The following is a 25937-nucleotide window of genomic DNA, read 5'->3' as shown; positions in this document are numbered from 1 at the left end:
TCCGTACACTTCAGCGGAAATATCCCGCAGCACCGATGCCAGGCGGGCAAAGTCGTGCCCCTTGGTCATGATGCCGAGGAGATAAGGTCCCCTGGGTGGTAGACGATGCCGAATTCGTGCAACTCCCTGACACCACTCTCGACCAGGGTCTTTTCGCCGAACTTGCTCGCCACCGTCACGCCGGGCGGCACCCCGGCAACAAGACCATCGGCAAAGTCGTTATTGCTCAGGTACTGCAGAGCCTTTTCCGACATCTCGCGATTGAGGTACGTAGCATTGTAGAGGACGCGATAAAAAGAGGAATAGGCCCGGACCGACATGGAGTCCTCCGCCGACTTGGCCGGATCGAAGTTCACATGGAGATCGGCGACGATTGCGTCCAGTTCCCGTGTATCGATATTGTCCAAAAGCAACCGCCACGTGTTATTGTCCGAATAGGCAATCATCCGAAAGATGAGATTGTCGACCGTATAGGAAGTGCCGGGGGTGAGGGTCTCCCGTGGTTTGATGGTCTGCTTGGCGCTCCAGTCGGTGGAGCCGTCGTAGCGAAAGGTGCGGCCAAGCACTGCGGGGTCCCGCTCGGCCCGCTTCAGCCAGGCAATCATGACCGGAACCTTCAGGAGGCTGGCCGGGATGAATTTCTCCCCGGCCTTTATACCGAAAGAGGCGCCACTGTCCAGGTGGCGGAAGTAGATCGACACATGGTCGGCATCACCGGCCTCAACCCTGCGTGCAATAATTCCCCGGATCTTGTACTTGAACGGTTGGAGTTCACTCCCCTCGGTCCTGTCGGCAGCGATCTCACAATCGAGGAGGGGGTTGGTGAAGCGGTAGCCAGCCATATGGGTGTGCGAATGGCGCCGCGTTTCGGACGGACAGGGGAAAAAGCGCCGGTCCGCGAGAATGCCGGCCGCAAACCCGCTTCCGAGTAGTGCAAGCATCACCAGATATGACTTCCATGAACGTGTCATTCGTATGTTTTATTCCCGGCACTGTCCCTTGGCAGCAACAGTCACTTACCCTTGAACGAGCAAGTACCGGCCTCAATACAGCCGTCCCCTAGGCTCTCTCCCACCTGGATACACCCCACTGTCCCCCACGGATTGATCTTCAGCAGGTAGCCATAGCCATGTTCAACACAGAAATTGCTCCCCGCCTTCCCCCTGGCCTCGGGATACATGGGGATCGAATCACGGTCGGCACAGGAGAACCAATCCCTGTTCTTGTCGCTTACAATAAACATATCGGCACTGGGACAATAGTGTGGTACTTCGTTATAGTTGAATATCTGATCGTTAATAATCCCAATCGGAGTACACACCGCGGGCCACAAGTTGTTACTGGTCCCGTCCGGGCAGCATTGCCCATCCTTCTGCGGCACGAGGCCTTGAGCACAGACAACCTCGTCCTCGTCGTCATCGATGGCGGCCACGGCAGGTGGCGGCATGACCGGCTTCACAAGGTTTACCACGCCAGTTCCAGCGGCATGGACATGCAGCACCTGAGCCAGCAGGCCGGCAGCAAGCAGACAGACCATGGTGAACGGAATTTTCATACCTTACCCTCCCTTATCGGCACACCGATTGCTTCCCTTTGGAATACGCATGACCCGTTCGACACCGTTACCGTATACAAAAATACCATTTAACCCCGGCTGGCGGCAAGTCCTGCCAACCAGCATTAATCTGACTACCTTTTCGCTCACAGGAACCCCCAACCGTCCTAAGGCCCGTGTCACACCATGAACCTGCCCCAGCTATCGCGACGCGAATTCATCCTGCTTTCCCTGCAACTCCTCGCCCTTTCCCAACTTCCGGGCTGCCGCTCTTCACAACCGGTCATCGGAAAAGATCCGGTCCCGAGACCCCTCATGGCGGAAGACCATTGCGAAGCCCTGGCCCATTGGGCGGAAAAGGGGGTACGCGATGCCGTCCTGCTCAACTTCGATACTCACGATGACATCCGCTGGGTGCCCAACCACAAAATCGACGCCCTGTCCGACATCTACCGCAGCCGTGATTGGCAGCGTTTCAGACAGGTGTCAGGGATGGGAGAAGACAGTCTCTACCACCTCGGCAACTGGATCTATGCAGGCGGCCGCTTGGGGATATTCCGCGAGGTCTACTGGATTATACCGTTCGAAGTGCTCTCCATGGAAGATCCCGAAGCAAAGATGCGCCTGTTTCTGAAGGAATATGAGTTCAATGACGGGGAAATCAGCTCCTTTTCACTGGTTGGCGGGCGGTTCCGAGGGACCTTCCACGGCATTCCGTTCACGGTCTGCGACATGGGCTCACTTCCCGACATCGGTTCTCCCCTGCTCCTGAGCATCGACACCGATTTTTTCCCGCCCTACTCAACCGTGCACGAAAAGAGCTATCTGCCGTCGCTCCACGACCTGTTCACCGCCCTGTACGGCAAGAAGTACCGGATTCTGGACGCCGTGGTCAGCTACTCGGTCAATGGCGACTACCTGCCGCCGCACCTGCGCTGGATTGGGGACACCATCGGGGCTATCCTGGAAAAACCGGGGCTCATCGATGAAAACCCCACGGAGTTTCTTACCCTGCTGCAGCAGCTGGACAATGATTATCGCGGCACCGACACGGCGGCCATGCTCGGGTATATCGAGGCATGGCAGGCCCGCTACCCCCTGCCGCCGGTCAAGGCCTACCAGGCCCTGGCCCATACGCTGAGAAACGAACCGGAGAGCGCCTTCCGGGCCGCCAGGGAAGCATGCGCCCAGGACCCGCGCTACTGCACCCTCTTCCCCTACATCGGCACCTACCACTACACCGGGGGACGCTACGCCGTTGCCGAAACGTTCTACCGGGCCGGGTTCGCGGCCAACCCCGCCATGACCAACGGCCTGTTCCAGTACGGACACTGCCTGCGGCGGATGGGGCGCATCAAGGAAGCCATTACCTGGTACGAAAAGGATGAGGCGGCCAACGGCCTGTTCCCCACACGCTTTTTGATAACGGAGATGCACCTTTTGCGTGGAGACCGCGAGGCTGCAAGGGCCTCCCTAGCCAAGGCCGTCGACGGCCTGGCGCAGAACCGGTACGCTGACGTCATCAATGACGAAACAGCCCGGGCCATCTACGCGGCCCTGGATTTCAGCGAACGGGAACGGCTTCGGGACCTGTCCGCCGTACTGCGGGCAAATCCCACGGTCATCCGGATGCTCACCACCTATCCGCGGTCATCGCTTCGTTAGTTCTGCTCTTTCCCCTGTTCCTCCAGCAGATCGGCAACCGAGTGCATCTCCCTGGCCCGGGCCACATCCAACGCCGTCAGCCCGGTCGCGGTCCGGACAGTGGTATCGGCATTCTTCTCCAGGAGCTTTCGGGCGACCTCGTCGTTTCCCTCGGCAGCCGAGATAATCAGCGCGGTGACGCCGAAGGCGTTGCGGATATTGACATTGGCCCCGGCGTCGATCAGGAATCTGGCGATGTCGGTATGCCCACGGGCCACGGCAAACATCAGGGCACTGTCCCCCTCCTTGTGAACCTCGTCGATCCGTGCTTTTTTATCCACCAGAAATTTCACCACTTCGAAATGGCCGTTCATGGCGGCCGCCATGAGGGGAGTCACGTCCTCGTTGTTGCTGTTGTTGAGGTAAGCGCCATGGGTCGCCAGGTGCTTTACGATCTCCAGGTTGCCGTTATGGGCCGCGATCCAGAGGGAATTCACCGTCTTGCTGTTCAGATAATTCACCCAGCCCCCCCCCGCAACCAACGCCTTCACGGCATCAAGGCTGCCCGCCATGGTGGCCGCCATGAGGGGGGATAGTCTCTCCACGGAGCCCCCATCGGCCAGGGTAATGCTTTCGGTATAGTTCACGTCGGCCTTGGCCTTGATGAGCTTGCGCACCTTCGCGGCATTTCCTTCCTTAGCTGCGTCAAAGAGCTCACCATTTATGGAACGCTTCTCCGTACTGCCGGCAATCTCATCACCATTGAACACGATCTCGTAGATGCCGTCGCGGACAGAGTCCCCCTCCCGGCAGGTGCGGTAGTCCCCCCGGTAGGTGGTGGTCGTGCCCCGCTTGACGATGGAAACCTTCCTGGTCCCGCCGTCGGCGCAGCGCACCAGCTTGCCGCTGTTTTTCCGAACGGCGTCGTGCCCACCCAGGTCCACAATCATCGCCATCATCCGCTTCGTGGTAGCGTCCTGGGCGGCCTCGTAGCAATGGGCCGGTGAAGGAAAAGCAAACACAATGATTGCACCGGCAATCGCCAGCATATTTATTGTTTTCATGAGCAGTTCCTAAATACGTTCTCAAGGGGAAAACGGCACAAACAGCAAAGGTGAGGCCCGATGTGGACCCCACCTTTACCTTAATGTTCCGGTTCAGTGGTCAGCAGGGGTGAACAACCGCCGAACCGACCACCCGCGGTTTACTGTAGCTGCGCTTTTTCATTGGTCCCATTCTCCTTTCCGCACACAGTCGTGCAGCTTCTGTTTATGCCTGTCCCTACCACGGCGACCGGTTGTTCCAGAGCTGCTGAGCAGCGCCGGACGGGAGCGGGGTACCGGATGACGGGGGAGCCCCACCGGAGGTCGCGGACTGATGGCAGAGGGTCTGGCTCTCGGTGCTGACGTTGTCCGCGGTTCTGCTGGTCACCTTAACCCCCTGGCCGAAGAACCACTTGCCGGCAGAGGTAAGACGCCTGCTTCCGGTACCGCCGCCCCCCTGCGGGAAGCGGCCGAGCCCGCCACCTTTGGAGCCGTTGTTCGTGCCTTCAACCTCAGGCATCCCCGTGCCGGAGGCCACCCGGCCGCGGTGTTTCACATCCAGGCAGTTGGTCACCAGCAGCCGCGGCAGGTACGAGTTGTGGGGCGCATGGCACTTGGAGCAGGTGAAGGCATGCTTCGAGTTGTTGGCGTTGCCGCCGGTGGCGGTGGCCCACCCCTTGACCGAGTTGTGGATCCGCTTCATTGACTTCCAGTTGGTGCTGGAGGCAGCCTCCGTATTCTTGATATCTGCCGGGTTGTGGCACCCGGTGCAGAGGCCGGCGAACTGGGTATCAGTGGTACCCTGCATGGTGCTGGGTGTCTGGCTGGACGCGTTGTTGGGGAAGTTCCAGACGCTACGCGACGCGCCGGAGGCAATCCCCATGCTGTTCTGGTCGATCCGGTAGCCCGGAGTGCTGCCGACACTGAGGGCGTTTCTCCGGTCGCCGCCGCCACGGACCTCGGTGGCGCTGGGCGGCGCCGCGTCCTGCTTGTAGGGCGAGGTGACCCAGGTCCCCTTGAGAAGCGGCACTGCATAGGCCTGGTTGGCTCCCAGGGATGGGCTTACGCCGTGGGGATCGTGGCACGGGGTGCAAAGGCCGTTGATCGGCTTATTGGCGGTGGTGGTGAGACTGGTGTAGACGCCGAAGTGCCCACCCTTGTTGGTGCCGATGGCGGCCTTGTAGGTGTAGGTCTGGGTGGCCGCGAAGGTACCGTCGCCGAAGTAGGGAGTGTCGTTGTAGCCGTGGATCGGCTGCGAGGAACCGAAGGTGCCGCCGCTGGCCGTGGGGCCATAACCCCACGGAACCATGGCGCCGGCGCTGGCGTTGTTGTGGCAGTCGAAGCAGAGGGACGCGCCGGTATTGTAAGCGTTCTTGGTGGACGGGTCACCGCCCGCAACCGGCGCATAGGTGGCGTTGTACCCGCCGACACCCTGGTTGGTGGACTTGAGGATGCCCCCCTTATTGCGGCCTGTGGCGCTGGAGTAACTGCTCATGACGCCGGTGGCCTCGGTGCCGTGGGAGTTGTGGCAGTCAAAGCAGAGGACATTGACAGTGCCGCTGCTGTTGACGGCATACGTTTCGCCGTTGGTGCCGTTGCCCACACCCCAGCCCCGCATGTTCAGATCGGCGCGGCCATGGGCCGAGTACGCCTTGGTATTGTAAGTGGCATCGTTCTTCACCACCGTATTATTGCCGGTGACCTTGCCCCAAAGGGTGGTGGTGGCAACGCTGTATCTCTGGTCGATGCTGTAGCCGTCCCAGGCGTAAGACTTGGGCGTCTTGCCGTCGCCGAAGGGCTGGGTGGCGGCATTGGCGGCATTGTGGCAGCTGAGGCAATGGTTGTTGAGCTTGAGGTATTCCGTTCTCTTCCGCGTTGCTGCGCCGTTTGAAGTATAGCTGGTAAAGGCGGTACCACGCGCTCCAGCGCCCCAGATCACCAGATCAACCGGCTTGCCGGAAGTCCGGTCATGGCGGGCGGTGTTGACGGTTCCATGGGTATCGGCCGCCTCCATGTGGCATGGGTAGCAGTAGCTGTTGCTCATGGCCAGCCCCTGAATATGGTGGGACTCACCGGCAAATTGCGGGATGACGGCCGAGCGTCCCCCCACGTCGCCACTGTGGCAGCCGATGCAGGTGGGCTTGTAGGTTCCCGTGTCGTAGTTGCCGGTGCTGGGGTCGCCCCAGGTGGGGCCGGTAGAAGCCGTGGTGTCATGGCAGAGGATGCTGAAACATTTCTTTTGACCGCTGTCATAGGTTGCGGCCACCCCAACCACAGTGGAGTTGAATACCACATTGATGGAGCCGTTCACGTGGTTGGCCGAGCCGGAACCGGAGCCCAGGTGACATACGAAGCAGTCGATGCCGTAACCACCGAGGGCCGAGCTCTTGGAATGCTTCTCATGGCTGCCGTCAAACAGTGACGTCTGGTTCTTATGGCAGCTTCCGCAATGCGTCGGGTCACCTCCCCATTGTGGAAGCGGGTTCGCATAGTTGCCCCTGCCGTCACTGTGGCAGTAGACCTGGCACGTACCGAAGGTCGCACTCGGTGCAAGGCCGTTCGTCTTGCCGCTGGCGCCGGCGGTGCCGTTGCCGGCGGCCGGGGTATATTTCGGATCGACAACGGCCTGGTTGAGGCGCTGGGCCGTACTGTAGAACTGCCACTCGACCTTGCCGTCCACGTGGTAATTGTTCACCTTGACACCGTGGCAGTTGGCGCAACCGAGGTGCGGCTCACCCCACAAAGTCCCAACGTGAGCGGCGTGGGAACCGCTGTTTCTGTAGGTTTCGCCGGTCACACCGTGGCAGGAGCCGCACTCAGCCTGGGACGAGCCGGCCTCCCAGTTGGGTTGGGTGTTGCTGCCGCCGATAAGGGTTCCACCGTGGCAGTAGAGGTTCGAACAGGTGTTGACCAGTTCCGCGTTCTTGGTACGACGAACGATCGTGCCGGCGTTGTTGGATTTATAGACAATCTTGGGCGTGTAGTTATCGGCCCGGTCCGACAGGGTCGAATAGCCGTAGAAGGTGCCGCTGGTGACCTTGCCGCCATAAGCGTTGAAGCCCATTTCCATGAAGTAGCTGGGCATATCCATGGAGTACTGGTCATGGCAGACGTTGCAGTTGCTGCCGATGTTCGGGTTGATGGCGTGGGCCTGGTGAGCCCCCACCACGCCGGCAGCAAGGGCGCCCAGGGCCGGGACCGTCAGCCCCTTCTCGTCGATGGGGGGGCGGCCGTGGCAGGTGTTGCAGCTGTCAACTGTGCCGTTCACGTGCAGGGTCGGATTCTTGAAGCTGTATCCGTCGCTATTCAGATGTTTGTGGCAGAGAATGCACTGGTTGGCGATGTAAGGCCTGCTGTTGGCATCGTCCCAGTGGGTGTACCCTGGCATGGGAGCCGGTGGCGGAAAGGCGTGACACTTGACGCAGTCGTTGGTGCCGACGCCGGTGAGATAGGGAGAATTCCAGACGGCGGAGGCCGGGGAACCGAGGGTACCGCCATCTTCCACAACTGAGCCGTAGAGGCCGAGCCCCGTGTTGGAGGCCATGCCTCCGCCGTGGCACCAGACGTTGCTGCACTCTCTGGCCCCGTAGTTGTAGGCCGGCTGGTGCTCGGCGCTGGTATAGCCGTTCTGCACGCCGCTCCCCGCGATAGAGCCGAAGGTGACCTCGGCCGGCAGGGCAGTATCGATGTGGCCGGCAGTGTAAGGGCCGGAGGGTTTCAGGTGGCACTGAGAGCAGTCGATCTTCGCCGAATACTTGTAGGGCATGGAGGTTATGTGCTGGAAGTGGGCTCCCACGTACTGGTCGGTCTTACCCGTGGTGCTGCCGGGGCCGGCGGTTCCGTAGAAGCCGGACGGCGCAGGGCTGGTGGTGTGGCACTTCTCGCACAGGGCGATGGAATCGTTTTTGGGGCCCCAGGTAATTGTTCTGCGACCGTGGCAGTTGCCGTTGTAGCAGGTGCCGTAGGGGGCGGAACCCGGGGTCTTGGCGGAGCTGTAAGAGTAGTGGGTATTCTCTCCCAGGCCGCTGAACATGAAGTTGATCTTGCTGTTGCCGTGGTTGAGGGAGTTAGTGCTCCCGCCGTTGTAATGGCAGATGCGGCAGTCGAACCCGGTTACACCTTCCGCCACATGCTGGGGATGGCCGCCGGTCATGTTCGGCTCCGCCTGATGGCAACTGTTGCAGTTGGTGGTCCCACCCCAGGTGGGATTCGCATAGCTGGTCGGGGGGCCGGTGCCGTTATTGGACTGAACGTTACTGTGGCAGTAAAGATTGGCGCAGGAGTTGTAGCCTGAGGGTGCCGTGGGGGCCAGGTTGCCGGTGGAGCCTTTGTTCACGCCGGCATAGGTGGCGATGGTGCTGTTGGCTACCAGATCCCACTCCACGTTGCCGTTGATGTGTGCCGCGCTGGTGGTGTAGTTGCGGAAGCCGTGACACTTGGTGCAGGCGATGCCGTTGCCGTAGCCCGGCTCGGTGCCGGCGTGCTTGGCATGGCTCCCCGACGGCGGAGGCACCTCGCCTGTGGCGGCATGGCATGATCCGCACCCCACCTGGGTAATGCCGGTCCAGGCCGGTTCGGTGTTGTAGCCGCCGTTATTCTCCCAGCCGTGGCAGTAAACGTTGCAGGTCATTATGGTATTGGGTGCCTGCTGGATGGTGGTTCCGGCGGCATTGGTCCAGAGGTAATCATTGCCGGGGGGAAGCGCGCGAAGCGTGCCTGTTCCGACATTGTTCACAAACCCTGGGAAGTTGCTGTTCTTGATGCTGAAGCCCATGTTCAGGTTTGCGTCGGGGGCGGCGGTGGCCAAGTGGTTGGCGTTGCTGTGACACGCCTCGCACTTCACCCCCCGATTGTTGTGCTTATCGTGGGAGCCGGCGTTGGTGGCGTATGGGTAGAGAACATCCGTAGGCGGCACCACCAGTTGCTCCTCGGTCGTGGGAGGATTGCCGTGACAGTCGTCACAGGACTGGCCGCTCGCCTTGGTCTTGAAGCCGATACTGTGGGGGTGGCATTTCAGGCAGTCGCCATTGTTGTTATGGTCTTTCCACGCAACTTTCGTGGAGCTGTACTGATGGAAGCGCGCATTGTGGTGGCAGACCTCGCAGACGTTGGTGGAGACCGTACCACTCCGCCGATCGTTGCCGAAAACCCCGGCCACGTTGGCATTGGCGGCAGTGGAGATAGTATTGAACACCACCGTCCGGTTGCCGTTCGGAGTTGCGATAACTTTCTTCACCTGCTTGATATTGGTGGTGTCAGGAGAATGACAGGTGCTGCACGTATAATTGACACCCCACTTGCCGTACTTCTTGGTGCCTATCTGCATACTGCTGTGCATCATGGTGCCGTACTTGTTGACCACCACCTCGATCGGCTCGGGACACATGGTTTCCCCGCCACTGCTCTTGGTCACTTTTACGTGGAAGGTTTTCAGTGCCCCTTCGGCAGCCCCCGGCTTGGCCGTAAAGGTCAGATGGGTGTATTTCGTGTTGTTGTTGGTGGGTATAGTAAAATTGTTCTCCGCGAAAGTGGCCACGGTGAAGTTGCTGTCGTCCACGTTGGTTCCCTCGGTTACGAGGGAGAAGGTGGTAGGAGCGCAGACACCGGTATCCTTGTTCTTGACGCCAATTGAGAGCGTCACGGAGTTACCCGCTTTGATGTAGGAACCAGTGGGGTTTACCACCAGCTCAGGCAACTCGGTGCAACGGTTTTTGATGCTGGCAATGGCGCTGTCGGTGACGCCGATGCTGATGTTGTTGACCGAATCGATGGTGCAGACGCGGTAACCGTAGTTGACCCCCTCGTCGAGCCCCTTGTCGGTATAAGAGGTCGTTGATCCCTGGTAGACCAGGAAGGTTTTTGCGTTGTCCACGGTGCAGGTGCGGGGGGCCGGGGCGTTACCCAACCCACGGACCACCTTGTAGGCGACCGGCTGGCCGCTGGCATCGGTGCTGCCGAGCCAACTGAGGTCCACTTCAGCCTTGTCGGTATCGTTGTGGTAGGTGCCGGTTTCAGCTGTCAGGGTCGATTCGCCGGGGGGCTCCTCGTCCATCATGACCGTGGCGCTGCCGGCATCGTTCACCAGCAGCTTGTTGGTGAGCCGGGAATGGGTCACCGCCGTCACCCTGGCCTTGACCGTAAAGGTGATGCCCTGATTTCCCTTGGGCGTAAAGGCCACATAGTAGTCGGTGGGGATCTGGGTGGCGGCCAGGCCGGTAACGGGTACCTGCCAATCGTCGTCCATGGTGGGTGCAGTCAGGTGCCCCAGGGAGACACCGGCACCGGTGACGATCTCGACCCGACCCACGTAAGCGGAAATACGCTTGCCTGCCGGCAGCCCGCTGGTGGTGGAGAGGGTAACGGTGACGTTGCGGATCGTGTCGTTAATGCCGCCGTTGGTCTTGAGGCCGAAGGCATCAACCTTGGTGGGACCGGCGCTCCACGGAATAATAACACCGGGGGGCTCCGCCGTTATGAAATCGCTCAGGATAGTGGTCGGCAGAATGGTCAGAGTGGCCGAGGCGCTGTCGTTGTTGATGCCGATCCCCCCGGTGGTGGCGACAGTGAGATCGTCCACGAGCGCCGTAAGGATCACGTTTGTATTGGGGGTGTCGCCGATATCGACCACCACCAGATACCGCTTGATCTTGGTGTCGATGGCCAGGTTCAGCCCCGATATGGTGGCGCTGTTGCCGCTGATGGCGGTGGTAGAGCCGAGAAGGGTATCGTTGCCGTCAAGGGCGCCGATGGTACCGGCCAGCTTGTTGTCCTCGTAGAGCTTCACTTCCTTCACGTTGGTGGAGGTGAAGGGAGCGTCCCCCTTTATGGTAACTGCGGTGACCGTCTTGGCCTTGGCCGCAGTCAGGGTGAAACTGTTGATCACCTTGCCGATGTCCGAGGCGTAGACGCTGGCGTTGGCGATGGTGGTGCCGTTGCCCACGTCCACGTTCTCGTTCTCGGCCGCAGTCTCCTGCACTGTTAGCTGGGCACTGTTGGCGCTGCCGAGGCCGATCCGTATACCGGCGGTTACGCCGATCTGGATGCCTAGCCGGGCGCCCGCCGGCACATCGGTGAAATTCTGCCCCGCCAGGGAGGTGGTATTGGTCCGGCTGGCTGACGAGGTAGTGGTATAGGTGGAAGCAATCGGCGCGTTGACCCGGACGCCGTCGCTCGTCACGTAAAAGAGCCTGAGCGTGACGGTTCCGCCGCCGGAAGGAGTATAGATCCGGTAGACGAAGGAGCCCCCCTTGATGGCCTTCATGACGGAGGGATAACCCGCGCCCGGGAAATATAGCCGAATGAAATCGGCCTGGGCGGTGGTGGTGGAATAGCCGGTGCCGGCAACGCTGGTGCAGGTGTGGGACGGGTAGTTAAAAAGCCCGACGAGGGGAAAACCTGAACCGGCGGTGTTTCGGGTAATACAGGTGGTGTCGGTTATGGCAGGGCCGCCCGATTCGGCAATCCCGGTAAGTGAAGTGCCGCCGTCCCAGTCAGCGGGGTATATCTTCGTGACTGCGGTGCCGCCGTACTGGATATTCGGCGTTGAGGAGAAGGTATCGGCCACGTTAATCACGCCGGTCGCGCCGGTAATCGTAAAGTACGTATTGTTGACGATGCGGGCTCCCACCGTGGTGTTATAGGCCGCATTACGGGCAATGTTGTAAACAATGAAGTAACGCCGGGGCGTTGCGTCGATGGTTTGGGGCGTTGCCAGTTCATAGCCTTGCTGGGTGAGTTGGGTAAAGGTATAGGGGCCGCCTACCATGGTGTCGTGACTGTCGAACAGACCGTCGCTGTCGGCATCCTTGTAGATGGCAAAGGTGACATCGCCCGGCTCGTCTTCATTCAGGTAAATGCTATTATTGGTGCCAATCCGGTCCAGCTTTCCACCGCTCCAGGTGGCCCCGCCACTCACATTGGAGTAAAGGTCCATCTTAAGCATCGGAATATTGCTGTCACCCTGGGTTACGGTGGTGAGTTGGCCGTTGTAGTAGTCGGAGAGGTTGTTGACCGTCACCGAATCGGCCACGTAGGGGGCCTCGGTCACGGTGAAGAAGGAGTAGTTGGTGCTGCTCCCCCAGTAGAAGCGTGCCGACGAGGCAGTGCTCGCCATGCGGCAGGTGATAACCACCTTGACACGGCGGTTGGCGTCGATGTCCTTCGGTTGGGGATTAGTGAAGGTCAGCTCCACCGGCGTCTGAACCGAAGGGTGGGCTTCTTTCTCATCGGATTCCCAGAGCAGGGTGGTATTGCTGGCGGCCCCCTTATTGTCAATGGTGCCTGGGGCCACCGTCGGGTTGTAGGCGTAGACGTAGGCCTTCCAGTAAATATTGTTGGTGGTGCCGTTGCGGTCCCGAAGGCCGATGGTAACCGCCGGAGCCGTGAGGGTCTTCTTGGCGGAGTAGACCGGACCGTAGACACTCATCAAGCGTTGCTCGGTCGTAACGCTTGAAGCGGTAACATACCGTGACGTCGTATAGACGCCGGTCTTCATAGAAATCTTGCCGCCACGGGTGGCAGTGGTGTTGGTATACCCGTCGGCGCCGAGATTAACCCGCGTGGAATCCAGGGTAAAGTAGTAGGTACTGGTAGCCGTATCGCCAATCAGTGGCAAGAAGACGCCCTGGTACAGGAAACAGCCCATGACCAGCATGACAATAATGCCGATTTTGGTCCGCAGCCCCATTCCCCTGATTTTTTTGACGAGTTTCGTTTCCATAAAATCCCTCGTGTGGCAAAGATGACTGAAGGTTTATTCTATCGTTACAGCGACGAGTGGCAACTGACGCACTCGGTCGCTCCGTTGTTGTCGTTCCACTTCACGCTCTGACCGTTGTGGCAGGCGACGTTGGAACAGGTCTTTGTGCTGCTGTCCCACATTGTGGCGGTATTGAGGGCGTTCTTGGCCGTATCGTAGGCTCCGGAGACCTTGTAGCCCACGTTTCGCTTCCAGGCACTGCTGTAGAGTGCGGTGGCAAAGGTAGCCGGCCGCATCTGAGCCTTGGAAATGACTGGAACCGGCTGGAACGCCACGTTTACCAGGCCGTTCACGTGCTTCGACTTGTCGGCGATGGCCGCCGGGTTCCCCGCCGCTGCCCCCACGCTGTTACCTTCATAGTGGCAGCTCTTGCAGACGACGTTGTGGTCGTTGCGGGCCGTGGTGATGGTCTCGTAGTGGCAGATATTGCAACTGATGGTGGTTGACGTGCCGGCGTTGCCGTGGCTGCTCTTGCCCGTTGTCCCCGCCTTGGCCAGGTCGCGGGCGCTGCTGTAGATATTCATGGCATGGATACCGATCTGGTGCCCACCCGCCACGCCGCTGTAACCCAGGAAGCGGGTGTTGTAGTGAGATTTGGACCCGGCAATGGTGCTGTTGGGGGCGTTGCCGTGGCAGTTGGCGCAGCGGTCGCCGGTGAAGGTACCGCCGTACCAGTCAGGGGTAGTGGCGTAGACCAGGTCAGCGGAGTTGCCGTTACTGTGGCAGTAGGCCATGGAACACTTGACACTGACTTTGGTCGTGCCGGTGATACCGCTATTGGCAACGTTGAGCCCAACAGCCGTAGCGCTGTTTTTGGCCCGCAGGGAGCCGACCCCGGCCTCATCCTTCTTGAGGGTCACGTTGATAACCGAATTGTAGTGGTTAGTGGAACTGAGCGGGTGACAGTTGGAACAGCCGAAGTCATATTCCGCCGCCGTGGAGCGGTTGGCAGTGTAGTTGTACATGGTCGGGATAGCGATGGCGCTGATATGCTTCGCATGGGCCCCGCTGGCCAGAAGCACGGAAAGGCTGTGGCAGCCGACGCAGGTGATGGGGGTCGCGGTTCCCCAGGCCGGCGTGGTGGTGTTGTAGTGGCAGGAGATATTGGAGCAGGTATTGTAGCCGTCACCCGGATTCGGAGTGCCGTTATAAACGGCCGAAGCGCCGAAATTAGACGGGAACACCAAATCCACCTTGTAGTTGACGTGCTTCGACGTTGCACTGTGGCACGACTGCAAACAGTTTTCAGAGGCATCAAACGCCAAGCCGCCGACATTGTGACAGACAATACAGCGGTTCTGGCCGGAGTTAATGACTGACGTTGTCAAAGAGGTAAGATGTGTCGTGTGACTGCCGGATGCAATCTCGACACCTCCGGGGGGATGGGTGCTGCCGTGGCAGGAGCCGCACCTGCCGCTACCAGCATTACCCCACGTGGGCTGGGTGTACGTGATACCGACTCCGCCATTGTTCTGGCCGTTGGAATGGCAGTAGACATTGCTGCACTGCCCGTAGGCTGTGCCGGGTTCCTTGGCGTAGGGAGCAGCCTGGCCACCATAGGTACCGCCGGAAGCGGTGCTGAGACTGTTGAAGGCAATGTTGACCTTGGCGTTGACGTGGACGGAGGTGTCAGCAATTGTCATTGACCCGCTTGCGGTAGAGGCATGGCACTTGTTGCATCCAATCGGGTAAACTCTCCCCCCGTCCACATGCCTGCCGTGACTGCCCGTGGCCATGGCGCTGCCGGAAACGTTGTCGGATTTATGACACCCAGTGCAATTGGCCGGCAACGGTGTTCCCCAGGTGGGAACGGTGGAGGTGGAGAAGTTGCCCATACTCTTGCGGCCGTTACTGTGGCAGTACAGGTTGGTACAGGTGCCGAAGGTATTGTTCTGGCTCGGCAGATAGTCGTTGAGAGCCCCGGAATACACACCGTTGCCGTTGTTGGGGGCGGCGGCAAAGCTGATGTTCAGATTGCGATGCCCCGCACTGGTAGCATGCAGAAAGGTGGTGTTGTTGGAATGGCACTTCCGGCAGTTGACAGCACCGGGATAATAGAGATCGTGCTTGGCATGGCTACCGGCCACTCCCGATGCTCCACCGTTTGGCGGAGCGCCGTGACATTTATTGCAGTCGGTCGGCGCACTGAAGGCCGTGCTCCCCCACTGTGGGGTGGTCGCCTCGAAGTGGCAGTTGACGTTGCTGCATGACCCAAGAATTGGAATGGAAGTCTGATTCCTGAAAGTAATTGCCGTTCCGGAGACCTTGTACTGACCGCCGCCGGGAGCCGGCGAGGCATTAATATTGGGTGACAGTTGCGTTTTCCCATCCCTGTGACTGTTGAGATAGCCGGAATTATTGTGGCATCTGGTACAGTCGGCGGCACTGGCGGACGCATCGACGTGGGTGCTGTGATTGCCGGCAAAGCCACCCGTGGAGATGTTGCGGTAAGCGGCGTCCACCGGGGGCATCCCGTGGCATCCGGAGCAACTGCTGATGGTTCCGGCGAAGACCGCACCAGCGGGCATAAGAAGAACAAGAACCAGGACGGCAACAGCAGTTACCGCCGGCACAGCCCACACGCCCCTGTATCGTTTTGTCTCAGTGCTCGTACCCATAAACTACCCCCGCCTTATCCAACTAAGGTTTCTCGAGATCGGTCCGCACATCCCGTCCTGGGGCGGAGAACGGCACCAGGCCGTTAAATCACTAAATCCAGCTGTCAATAAATTGCATACGACTCAGACAAGAACGGTGCTCTCATTATGGCTAACCCGGTTATTTGACTGGATTTCATCATCCAGAACGCAGGTCGGCACCACAGGAAACGCCCTCGTGAAAATATCGCCGCAGCTTTAATGAGGCAAAAGAAGTGCCAATACAAGGAAGGATGCAGGAGAGTTAAGGGATTATAATTGTTAGAAAAAAATAAGGTTTTTACCGCAGGAGAGGGGCTATCGACCTTCTGACTCTAAAATCACCTAAAATACTCGGCATGGATCGAAGTTCCCATATGGGATGTGACAAACAGCGAAACCACTGACATGACAAAACAAAGGACAAAGAACCAGGCCGCACGGTTCCCGCTCATCCGGAAAAAACGTCTCAGATGGAGGTAGCCCCCCATCAACAGCCAGGTAATCAGCGACCACGTCTCGACGGGGTCCCACCCCCAGTAGCGCCCCCACGACTTGTAGGCCCAGATGGAGCCGGCCAGCATGCCGATGGCCCAGAATATGAAACCGAACCCGGCAAACCGGTAGGCGTAGAGATCGATGCCGTCCAGGCTGGGCAACCGTTCCATCCAGGCAGCAGTTATGGGGCGGTTCTTGAGAAGGTGAAAGATTGAGAATGCCAGGGCTATGACCAGGGTTCCAAAGGCTATTTTATAGAAGCAGATGTGCAGGACCAGCCAAATACCGCCGAATGTAGGGGGAAGCGACCGGATGCCGGGGTTGTAGAAATTGGCCAGGGCAACCATGAGGAATACCACCGGAAAAACTATCACGCTCGCTGTCCGGATACGCGGAAAGATGCGGAGAAACACCAGAAATACCACCATTGTAATCCAGGCATCGGCCGACAGCACCTCGCTGGGGGCCATATAGGGCCCATGCCCGACAACTCGCCACCAGTAGGCAATAGCGGCCGAATGCACCAGAAGCCCGAGCCATACCGGCTGATAGCTGCGCTGCTCCACCACCTCCTTCCTGAATATGACACCGCTCACGTTCACTATGGTCGCCGCCACGTAGCAGAGCACCGCCAGCCAGTTCAGCGCCACACAAATCGCAACCTGCTTATCCATGGTTATCCTCAAGTCCCAGAGACTGCTTCAACGATGCCAGTTCATCCATATAAAACCCGGCAAACTTCACCGCTCGCCAGCGAACCATGACAACTCCGCCCGCCGCCTCGCACACCGTCACCTCACGGGGCGGCGCGAAATAATGTAGCACACCTCCCAGGCAGATAATAAAAAAACCAAGAAATATCGCCGGCATTCCAACAAGGTTCACAACCAGCAGCCTCGACCAGGGGGCAAAGGCCTGCAGACGGAACCTGTAAGCGCCAATCACACCTTCTTCCCCGACCGTCAACGGAACCCGGCCAATCTCCCTCCCCCCCGCTTCCAGCCGCAGCGTAAGCAAAGGATCTACCCGGGAGAATGATTTCCCCGCCGCATCAACCAGGTATTTGGCCCTGAGGAGCTGCCCCTCTCCGAGCAGGCCGCTGTAATCATTATAGGCCGGACGGCCCGGCGCTTCAGGGTGCTGAATCTGGAGCTGAAACATCCGGGAGAGGCCATCGGGACCCGTCACTTCGACAAAAAAAGCGTGACCGAATTCTACCCCCTGGTAAAAGCGCATACCACGGTGGATAAGGATTTTGTTGATTTCCACGCTCCCGGTTTCGACCGTCCCGGCATCGGACATAAACGAGAGGTTGGAGCCCAGGCGTTGCACGCTATTGTCCGGACGGAAGCGGTACGTTACGCGATCGAGCCTCAGCGTGTCCGGCAGCACCAGCGGCTTGGCGAGGAGTCCATGCTCCTCGCTCAGGAGAGGGTACGAGGGATACCACGGCGTACCTTCGGCAATCTGGACGACTCCCCGCTGCTGGGTCAACGCAATGAAGAGCGATGCGGCAATGCTCACAACCATTCCGAAGTGGAGCAGGGCATTGCCCCAGTACCCCCAGGGATGGCGGACGAACCTCACCACGCCATCCCCGGCATTCCGCCTCAGGAAACCGAGGGAGGAAATGACCTGGCTGCAATGTTCCACACTCCCCACAACGGCAAAACTTTCAGCGCCCGGCATCTCCGGATCGGGCCGGCACATCCTCCGCCAAGCGGCCAGGCACTGGTCCCGGGTGGAAAGGGAAAGGGAAACCGCCGTTCCTGCCAGGACAGCGGAAAACACAGGATGCGTGTAGATGTGATGGAGACCGAGCAACTCGCTCAAGGAACCGAGCAATGGATGCGCCATCCGCCACGCGAGCATTTTTTCAGGAGATACGAGAAAACTCTGGGGGATGAATGCCGACAGGGTAATGGCGAACAGGGCCGCCGCTATCAGGCAGATGACGGTTTTTCCGGAGAGAAAGAAGCGCCTTACAGAATTCATTGTCAGGGATGTCTGGCCGGTTTGTCGCCGCCTTGCCGCGCAGCGACCACGTTCCCCTTACGGTCCAGCACCGGCCAGGGGATGACCGTATTGGTGCTGGTGCCGCCGATGGTATTGACTTCAGTTATTATCCAGCGCCCATTTTTTTTGCTCAGAATATACCCCATGCGGTAGATGAAATCCTTTTCCTCGGCATATTTCTCGTTGGTTGCCATCCTGTAATGGGTAAAATCCCAGGTTTCTTCCGTCTCGACCGTTGCATCCACGCTGCTGCGCCGCTCCACCTTCGTGAACTTGATATCTTTGAGCTTCGATTCCATCCGCAATTGCCCCTCGCCCAGGGCGGACATGTGGTGATAAAGCTTCAGCGCCTGCTCATCGGTAGTGACCTCCAGCATGGGATTCATGTTCTGGCTGCGGTATCCCTGGGTCACCAGATCATTGTATCGCAGGACAGCGTTTTCGACCTCCCCGCCGGCCGAACTGGTGCCGCTACAGCCAATCATCATGAACAATAGCGGCACCATGCCGAATCTGCACAACAGATCAAGAAACCGATCGACCCTCATGAACGTCCCCCATGTTGCTGTGCCATACTTATCCCCCTTAGCGCCACAAATCACCATGAGTAGGTTTTTGTGGTGTTGTTGGTATGTCTTGCCCCGCATATGGTCGTGCAGCTTACGTCGTTTGCCCCCATATAACCGGTTGCCGGCAGTTGAGCACTGGTCAGGTACGAGCCGGAGAAGGCCCCGCCGTTGCCGTCCGGCTTATAGCGGGGAGGGACGTTGACCCCGGTCAGGAGCCGCGGCACCTTGCCGCCGTGGGGAACCCGGATGTGGCAGTTGACGCAGGCCTTGTTGTGCCCCCCCGACGACTTGGTGTGGCCGTATCCACCTGCGGCCCAGGTGTGGCAGTTGAAGCAGAAGTTGGCGGCGGGATACGTCGTGGTGCCGGTTCCGATCAAAAGCGTTCCTCCGGCAGCCGTGCCGTTAGCAGCCGCCGATGTGAAGGGCCAGTTCTGGTACTTGCCGGTCAGCAGCCATTTGACGGTTGAGCCATGGGGTCCCTGGGCCGTGGCCGAGGTGCTGGTGTCTCTACCGTGACAGTCCGAGCATGACATCACCTCGCCGGGAGCCCAGCCGCCGGTTAGGGCCGCCGCATTCAGGCGCCTGTTGCCGGTTTCCGGCAGGGGCTGTATCACTGGATGATAGGAGACGTTGTTGGGGTTGAACTCCAGCCCGACATTGGTCCAGCGGGCCGCCCCCAGTGAGGCCGACGTCATATTCCAGTAACGCATGGTGTTATGGGTTGTACCAGTCGACGCATGGCACTTGAAGCAGATCTGATACTCGTAAGTGGACTCCTCAACCATACTATAGGTACCGTTTAACCACGCCCCGGAATAGCTGACGCTGGCCCCCGGCACGCCACGCTGGGTCCGCGACACCTTGTTGGTATTGGCTATGATCCGGTAGACGCTGCCGGCAACCGGGGCGACCCAGGTCCCCGTGTATGGGGTGGTGGTGAGAGTCGTGGCGGTATTGCCGGTAATCATAGCCACTGGGGTGGTGGTGCCAAGGGAATCCGAAACCAGGCTTACGTAGTCGCCGGTCCAATAATTGGGAACCCAGCTCTTTTTGCTGTTGACCAGAGTGGTGCTGCTGCCGCCGGTGGCGGTGCCGTAGTCCCCATGGAGCCCGTTTCGGGTCGCATGGGGGTTGTGGCAGTCAACGCATTCCACATGCTTGTTCTGCGCAATATAGGCGAGGGTTTCGTTTCTGGTGGAAGGGAGATGGACCCCGGCAAAGTGTTGTGTCGCATGGCCGAAGCCCTCAGCGCCGGGGTCGGCATAGGACCACGGCACATTGCCCGGAAGCGTCAGGTCGCTTGGGGCATGGCTGCCGAAGTAGAACGAGGCGGTATAGCTGGTCGTATAGGTAGCCGTCGTGTCCAGTTCAAGATCGACGGCAATCTTCTCGCCGGCGTTCAGGGTGACGGCCCCCACGCTCACCGCAATCTGGCGCACGGCGCCGGGGGCGGCAGTGGTGGCGAGTTCGGTGGCGTATGTCGCTCTGCCGATGATTGTGGCCCCCATGGTATCGTTGGCGTTCCACTTGTAAACCATGTACCGGATCTTGGCGTTCTGGGCCGTAGAGGACTCGCGGCAGTATATATTGATCACCCAGATACCGGCGGGGACGGTCGTGGTGCTGTAGACCGCCGGCGAGGTAAAGGTGACCATCCGCCAGTAGTTGGTGCCGACGGCATTGGTGGTCTGGCTCTTGGTCTCGTAGGCGGTAGTGGTCTCCCAGGGGGCCATGGAGCGGCCGATCCAGGTGCCGCCGGCAAACGTGTCGCCGGTGTTATGCTGGTTCGGCATCGGTTCAGCCGGGGTTCCAGCGGCGGACGGCCTGAAGTACAGCTTGTTGGTGGTGCTGTACGTCGAATTTGCCGTCCGGAAGTCGCGGTTTGCGCTGAAAATATCCTCGGCGGCCAGGCTCATGGGCGCCACGCCGTAGAAGTCCTTGTTTGCGACAGTCTTGGGCGGACCGCCCCCCGGATCGTCATCCGTCGTCTGACTGTGGCAGCGGTAGCATATCTGCTCTTCGGCGGTCTCGCCGCCGGCCGCATCCAGCGCCCCCTGGAGCCTGCGGATGCCGCTGTTGTGGTTACCGAAAGAGTAGAGGGAAGTGGCATTCATGAACACCGACGTCTCATTCATCAGGGCGTTGTGGCACTTGGAGCAGTTGCCGTAGACCGTGCTGCCGTCGCTCATGAATTTGGCGGAAACATCATACTGGTGCCCCGAACTGGAGTACTGGGCCTGGGTGATGACCGGCGTCGAGTTTGCCGGAGAGTCGTTGCGGCGCCGGGTGGTATCCTTCGTCTTGGCCGTTGAATGACAGCTTATGCAGATGCCGCCGGCGCCGCCGGCTGATTTTATGAAATCGGTGTTGGCATAACCGCTCGATGCGGTGGGAGCCACCGCAATATCGGTCCGCAGGTTCCCCCCTCGCCCCATGGTATTGGATGCGTTCAGATCGGGACTGAAGATATTGTGGTTCACATGGCACATGGTGCAACGCCGGGCATAGGCATTGACCCCGGTGCTGGCGCTGCTGTAGGGGGATTGCAGCGGATAGCCCGAAGAATAGTTCCGCATGGCATGGTGGAAGGTATTTGTGCTCTGCATATCGATATTGTGGCAGTCGATGCAGAGGCCCTTGTTGTCCCACGTAACCGAGCTGGTAGCACGGGTTTTGGGAGTGGAGGGGTTCGTGGTGACATCCAGGCCGACAGGGTGGCAGGATACATTGGCACAACTGCTGCCCAAAGCGTTGTAACTGTGGGCGAGAGTCACTTTCGTCGAAGTCATGGTGTTGTCGCCGTCGCGGAAGGCCGACGAGAAAACCCCGAAGACAGAGGCAGCGACACTGTAGGTCCTGTTGATGTGAGTTGCGGTATTGGCAACGGATGTATTGTCCCGGGTGGTTGACGCATGGCAGTTGAAGCACTGCATGTAAACGCCGCTCAGGGTGCCGGTTCTGATGTGGCTGCCATGGGCATTCCCCTTGGGCGAGCCCGATGAGTACAGGGGCGCGCCCTTCCGGTAGTCGGAGCCGTAGGTGGCGTTGCCGTGGCATGAGTTGCACGCCAGCGGGCCGGCGGTGCCCCAGTTGACGCTTGTATTTGCCGGGACGGAACCCGAGGATACCGACGTGCCGTTGGAATGGCAGTAGGTGTTGGAGCAGTTGCTGTAGCCATCGCCCGGCTTCAGGGTGCCGTTGTAGGTACCGGCGCCGAAGGTGGAGTCGAAGGCCACATTCACCTGGTAGTTCACGTGCTTGGCGTACTGCGGCGTTCCGTGGCAGTTGGCGCAATCGTCGTCAAGGGTCTTTGATGCGTCCCACTTGTGGCAGACGACGCACTTGATGGAAGAACCGCTCAGGCCATAACTGTACGACAGGTGCTTGGTATGGCTGCCGCTGGCTATGGGAGCGCTTGAACCATCCGCTGCGACACCGCCGTGCCCGCCCCCTTCCCGGTGGCAGCCGTTGCAGACTGCGCTCGCCCCCCAGGTCGGAGTCCCGTAATTGGCCGGAGCGCCGACGCCGCCGGCCCCCTGGACCGTCGAGTGGCAGTAGAGGTTGGTGCACTGGCCGTATGCGGAACCCGGCGCCTTCGTCATGGGAGCGATGACGCCATTGTACCGGGCGGTGCCGATAACCGCGGTGGTGGTGCTGTCGAAGGAAACGTTTACCAGCTTGTTGACATGGTTCGCATACGTGCCGATGGTAGTGCTGTTGGTGGCGGTCGCCTTGTGGCACCGGACGCAGTTGATGCCGAAACTCGCCACGTGCTTGCCATGACCGCCGGAAGCCATGGCATCTCCGGAGACCTTATCGCCCTTATGGCACCCCTTGCAAGTGAGGCTTCCCCCCCAGGTGGCCGCCTGGTTCGGCGCATCGAATGCGCTCCCCTTGTTCCCCGGGCTGTGGCAATAGGTTGAGGTACAGGTGCCGAAGGTATTGCTCTGGCTCGGCAGGTAATCGTTGAGGGCGCCGGAGTAGGTGCCGCTCCCGGCATTGGGGAGCGATGAAAAAGTGATGGAGAGATTACGCTTGCCAGCGCTCGTGGCGTGGGCAAAGGGGCTCCCCTCGGCGGCATGGGCAGGGTGGCACCGGGAGCAGCAGGCAGTGGTCGTTCCGTAGTAGGCGGCGTGCTTGGCCCCCGTCACCGGGTGGCTGCCGGTATTGGGCGCTGCGCCATGGCAACGGTTGCAGTCGGTGGGTGAAGAAAACGCCGCACCGTTCCATGGGGGGGTAGCTGATTCGAAGTGACAGTTGACGTAAGAACAGGTGCCGAGCGTCGGCGTGGCGCTCTGGGCAAAGGATGCGCCGCGGCTGTAGGAAGCCGGAGTTACCGAGCTGTTGATATTGGGGGCCATGGTTACGTCGCCATCGCGGTGGGCGGCAGTATAGGAGGTCACTTCCGAGCCATGGCAGACCGTGCAGTTGTCGGCGGTGGCGCTGCTTCCCATGTGGCTGCGGTGGTTCCCCTTGAAAGCTCCCGTGGAGATATTTCGGTAGGCTGCATCATCGGGACGGTAATCGCCGGTCCCATTGGTCCCATGGCAGTCATAGCACTGCAGCGCCGCTCTAACTGGAGTTGCCGCCCCAAATGCCATTACAATAAATACCGAGATTATCACTGCTATCGACTTCATATCATGTCTCCAGCACCACCAACGCATTTAGTCTGCTTCAGGCCTCCCTGCCAAAAGGCGTCACAGCGACGCTCAGCTTAACACACCAAAGCTCTCTAAATAAATTCAAATTAGCAAATTCTATTCCAGCACCCATAACCAACCGGTATCCCTGCGCCTGCGCGGAGCCGTCCGAAAACAAAGAGGCCGGGAGAAATGATTCCCCGGCCCCTTGTGTCAAAAAAATGTAAAAAAATGCGTCACCCATCGCCATTTGACGGAAATTTGGCAACTACTCAGAAATTAGACAAATCATTTTATTTGTGCCCCTCAAGGGGGTTGACACGTTGCACACGCCATACGTCTCCTTCTTTCTTAAGATCGTAGGAAAGGAGATGAACCACATTCCGGGCTCGAAGACTGTCCTTGCCGGAAGCGGTTTCTATCTGGACAAAATCCCACGATTCCCGAGTTATTGCCCGGGCAGTGCGGGGATTTTTAATCGTCACGCCGGTGAACTCAAGCTTTACCAGACGCGATTCGAGCCGAAGCCGTGCATCCCGCAGGGCTGCCATGTGATGGTTCACCCGGGAAAACTCTTCTTTAGAGGCCACTTCCAGGAGAGGCTCCATGGCCATCCGGGAATAACCTTCGGCCAGCAGTCGGTTGTAACGCCGCACCGTATCGCTTACAGCCTGCTCTTCCCCGGATTGTCCGACACAGCCAACCATCAACACCAACAGGAATAAAACAGAAAAAAGAAGCTTCGTCACTGTGGCGCTCCCTTTTATTTGGCGAACATAAAGCTATTATGCACCGTATTGAGCACATACGGCATGATAAAGAACGAAACCGCCGACACCAGAAAGGCGATTATGCAGTAGATAGCCGCCGGCACCCCCTTAAAGCGATAGGTAATCCTGAGATGCAAGTAGAGGCCGTACACGACCCACGTAACCAGTGACCAGACCTCCACCGGATCCCATCCCCAGTACTTCCCCCAGAGTTGGTTTGCCCAGATGGAACCGGAGATAATCATGACCGACGCGAACATCAAGGAGGCGGCAATCAGCTTGTGGCAGAGATGGTCTGCTCGTTCCGGTTCCGTCAACCGCTTTATATATCCATGTTTTTCCGCATCCACAGCGCGATTCAGGAGTATGGAAATGGAAAGTGCTGTGGCAACCAGGATGCTGCCATAGGTCAACTTGGCGAAGGTTATATGGAGAATGAGCCAGACGCTTTTGTAGGCGGGAGTAAGCTGTGATATCTGAGACGGGGACATAGCCACGGCGCCGACGGTGAGAAGAATGATCGGCATGGCGAAGACACCGATGGAATCGAGATCTTTTCGCTTACGCGTAAAAAGGAGAAAAAATGCGGTAGTGATCCACACATTGGAAAGGAGCACCTCGTAGAAGGTTATGTACGGCCCGTGCCCCTGGTAGTGCCAGCGCACGGCAATGGTACCGGTGACCAGAAGTAGAAAGAACCCGATGAGCTCCTTCCCTGCCTTAAAAACCTTCTCCCGCTCGAAGATCCATCCCACGATGTGCAGAATGGAACTCGCGGCGCAGACAATGATTGCACCGAACAAGAGTGTTTTCTCAAGCTCTGCCATTTATTTCCCTTCCCCGAAAAAAATGCGCCGATAGTACATCCCCAGGCCGGTCAGAAAAAAGGCAAACCCCGCATAGGTTGGCCACTTGCCCACATCCCTCACAACAGTGAGACCGTTCCAGAGGTGTATCCCTGTCAGTTTCAGGCTCCCGTTCCCCAGATCTATGATATCACCCGGCTCTATCTTCCGGGAGACGGTCCTCCCCTTGCCGAGATCGACAGAGATATCGAGCTTTCGATCCGAAAGCCTGTCGTAGGATACCGTGGCTTTGCGACCCGCAAGGGGAATGTCGAAGGTGTTATTCTTGGTTACGTCGCTAACATAGACATAACCAGCATTTTCTCCGGCCGGTGTGATGACGGTGAAATGGGGGGCAAGTCCATAGTAACGGGCCAGGTTAATCAAGAGCGTTCCATGTCTCACGGAGCCGTTAACCCCCAGAACAGCCTCTCGCACATCCACCCCATCACGGAGGGTTATGATGTTGTCGTAATAGCGGATCTGACCGTTGGGCCAGAAGTCGAGATTGATTTTTTTTACCGTAATGCCAATCCCCGTCCCACTACGGGTGCCGAACTGCTGCGTCCACTCAGTGTAGCTTTCCCGCGAATCCCGGAAACCTTCTCCCTCCACCACCTCCACGTAGCCAACGGAATAGGTGAAATAAGTGGCAATGCCGCCGGCAATAATCATAAGGAAGGCCGCGTGAAAGAGAAGAAAGCCCGCTCTCTCCACGGTGAAGCGCCTGGTGGCCTTTAGATGGCAAAACAGGCAGCAGCAGAGATTCAAGACAAGTGGCACCGCAAACGCAATAAAGACTGCGCCGGAGACACTCCTACGCTGCCCCTCAAGAACCGCAAGGGGGATCAACGCCAGCAGTAGCACCACCGTAATCTTCTTGTTTGCCAGGAATGCAATAGCCCTAGAAGTCATTGGAATTACTCATGCAAAAAGAAAGCCCGGACTGTTCCGGGCTCT

The 25937-nt window shown here is 58.9% G+C and carries 13 protein-coding genes; 1 reads left to right on the top strand and 12 read right to left on the bottom strand.

The window, feature by feature from the left end:
- Window positions 1–65: 65 nt before the first annotated feature.
- Both JZM60_RS08550 and JZM60_RS08545 read right to left on the bottom strand, forming a co-directional pair.
- Complete coding sequence (locus JZM60_RS08550; protein WP_207161826.1) at window positions 66–971, bottom strand: serine hydrolase; 906 nt, start codon at window positions 969–971, stop codon at window positions 66–68.
- 41 nt (window positions 972–1012) lie between these two features.
- Window positions 1013–1555 (bottom strand): hypothetical protein, encoded by a 543-nt coding sequence (locus JZM60_RS08545; RefSeq protein ID WP_207161825.1) that lies wholly within the window; start codon window positions 1553–1555, stop codon window positions 1013–1015.
- A 186-nt stretch (window positions 1556–1741) separates the two neighbouring features.
- Between JZM60_RS08545 and JZM60_RS08540 the strand changes: the two genes are divergently transcribed.
- Window positions 1742–3220, top strand: coding sequence for a tetratricopeptide repeat protein (locus JZM60_RS08540; protein WP_207161824.1), 1479 nt, complete (start codon window positions 1742–1744; stop codon window positions 3218–3220).
- Here the strand turns inward: JZM60_RS08540 and JZM60_RS08535 are convergent.
- The 10 genes from JZM60_RS08535 to JZM60_RS08490 form a co-directional block, all read right to left on the bottom strand.
- Complete coding sequence (locus JZM60_RS08535; protein ID WP_207161823.1) at window positions 3217–4263, bottom strand: ankyrin repeat domain-containing protein; 1047 nt, start codon at window positions 4261–4263, stop codon at window positions 3217–3219. The two genes, JZM60_RS08540 and JZM60_RS08535, sit on opposite strands and share 4 nt — an antisense overlap.
- Before the next feature lie 217 nt (window positions 4264–4480).
- Entirely contained in the window at window positions 4481–12961 is an 8481-nt protein-coding gene (locus JZM60_RS08530; RefSeq protein ID WP_207161822.1) for a CxxxxCH/CxxCH domain c-type cytochrome, read from the bottom strand.
- Between the two features lie 44 nt (window positions 12962–13005).
- Window positions 13006–15618 carry a CxxxxCH/CxxCH domain c-type cytochrome gene (locus JZM60_RS08525; protein WP_207161821.1) on the bottom strand — a complete coding sequence of 871 codons (2613 nt, stop codon included), beginning with the start codon at window positions 15616–15618 and terminating at the stop codon, window positions 13006–13008.
- Window positions 15619–15977: 359 nt separating this feature from the next.
- Window positions 15978–16808 (bottom strand): cytochrome c biogenesis protein, encoded by an 831-nt coding sequence (locus tag JZM60_RS08520; RefSeq protein ID WP_207161820.1) that lies wholly within the window; start codon window positions 16806–16808, stop codon window positions 15978–15980.
- On the bottom strand, window positions 16801–18129 hold the full coding sequence (locus tag JZM60_RS08515; protein ID WP_207161819.1) for a cytochrome c biogenesis ResB family protein: 1329 nt from the start codon (window positions 18127–18129) through the stop codon (window positions 16801–16803). The genes JZM60_RS08520 and JZM60_RS08515 overlap by 8 nt, the downstream gene beginning before the upstream one ends.
- A 2-nt stretch (window positions 18130–18131) precedes the next feature.
- Complete coding sequence (locus JZM60_RS08510; RefSeq protein ID WP_241426191.1) at window positions 18132–18698, bottom strand: hypothetical protein; 567 nt, start codon at window positions 18696–18698, stop codon at window positions 18132–18134.
- Between the two features lie 50 nt (window positions 18699–18748).
- Window positions 18749–23359 (bottom strand): CxxxxCH/CxxCH domain c-type cytochrome, encoded by a 4611-nt coding sequence (locus JZM60_RS08505; protein ID WP_241426190.1) that lies wholly within the window; start codon window positions 23357–23359, stop codon window positions 18749–18751.
- 296 nt (window positions 23360–23655) lie between these two features.
- A complete protein-coding gene (locus JZM60_RS08500) occupies window positions 23656–24111 on the bottom strand; it encodes a hypothetical protein (RefSeq protein WP_207161817.1) in 456 nt (151 codons plus the stop codon).
- A gap of 14 nt (window positions 24112–24125) precedes the next feature.
- On the bottom strand, window positions 24126–24959 hold the full coding sequence (gene ccsA / locus JZM60_RS08495) for a cytochrome c biogenesis protein CcsA (protein WP_207161816.1): 834 nt from the start codon (window positions 24957–24959) through the stop codon (window positions 24126–24128).
- Entirely contained in the window at window positions 24960–25892 is a 933-nt protein-coding gene (locus JZM60_RS08490; protein ID WP_207161815.1) for a cytochrome c biogenesis ResB family protein, read from the bottom strand.
- Window positions 25893–25937: the final 45 nt, after the last annotated feature.

Origin of the sequence: Geobacter benzoatilyticus (genome assembly GCF_017338855.1) — a bacterium.
Classification (GTDB): domain Bacteria; phylum Desulfobacterota; class Desulfuromonadia; order Geobacterales; family Geobacteraceae; genus Geobacter; species Geobacter benzoatilyticus.
The sequence above is the reverse complement of the archived record's forward strand: the minus strand, read 5'-3'. Positions and strand labels throughout refer to the sequence as shown.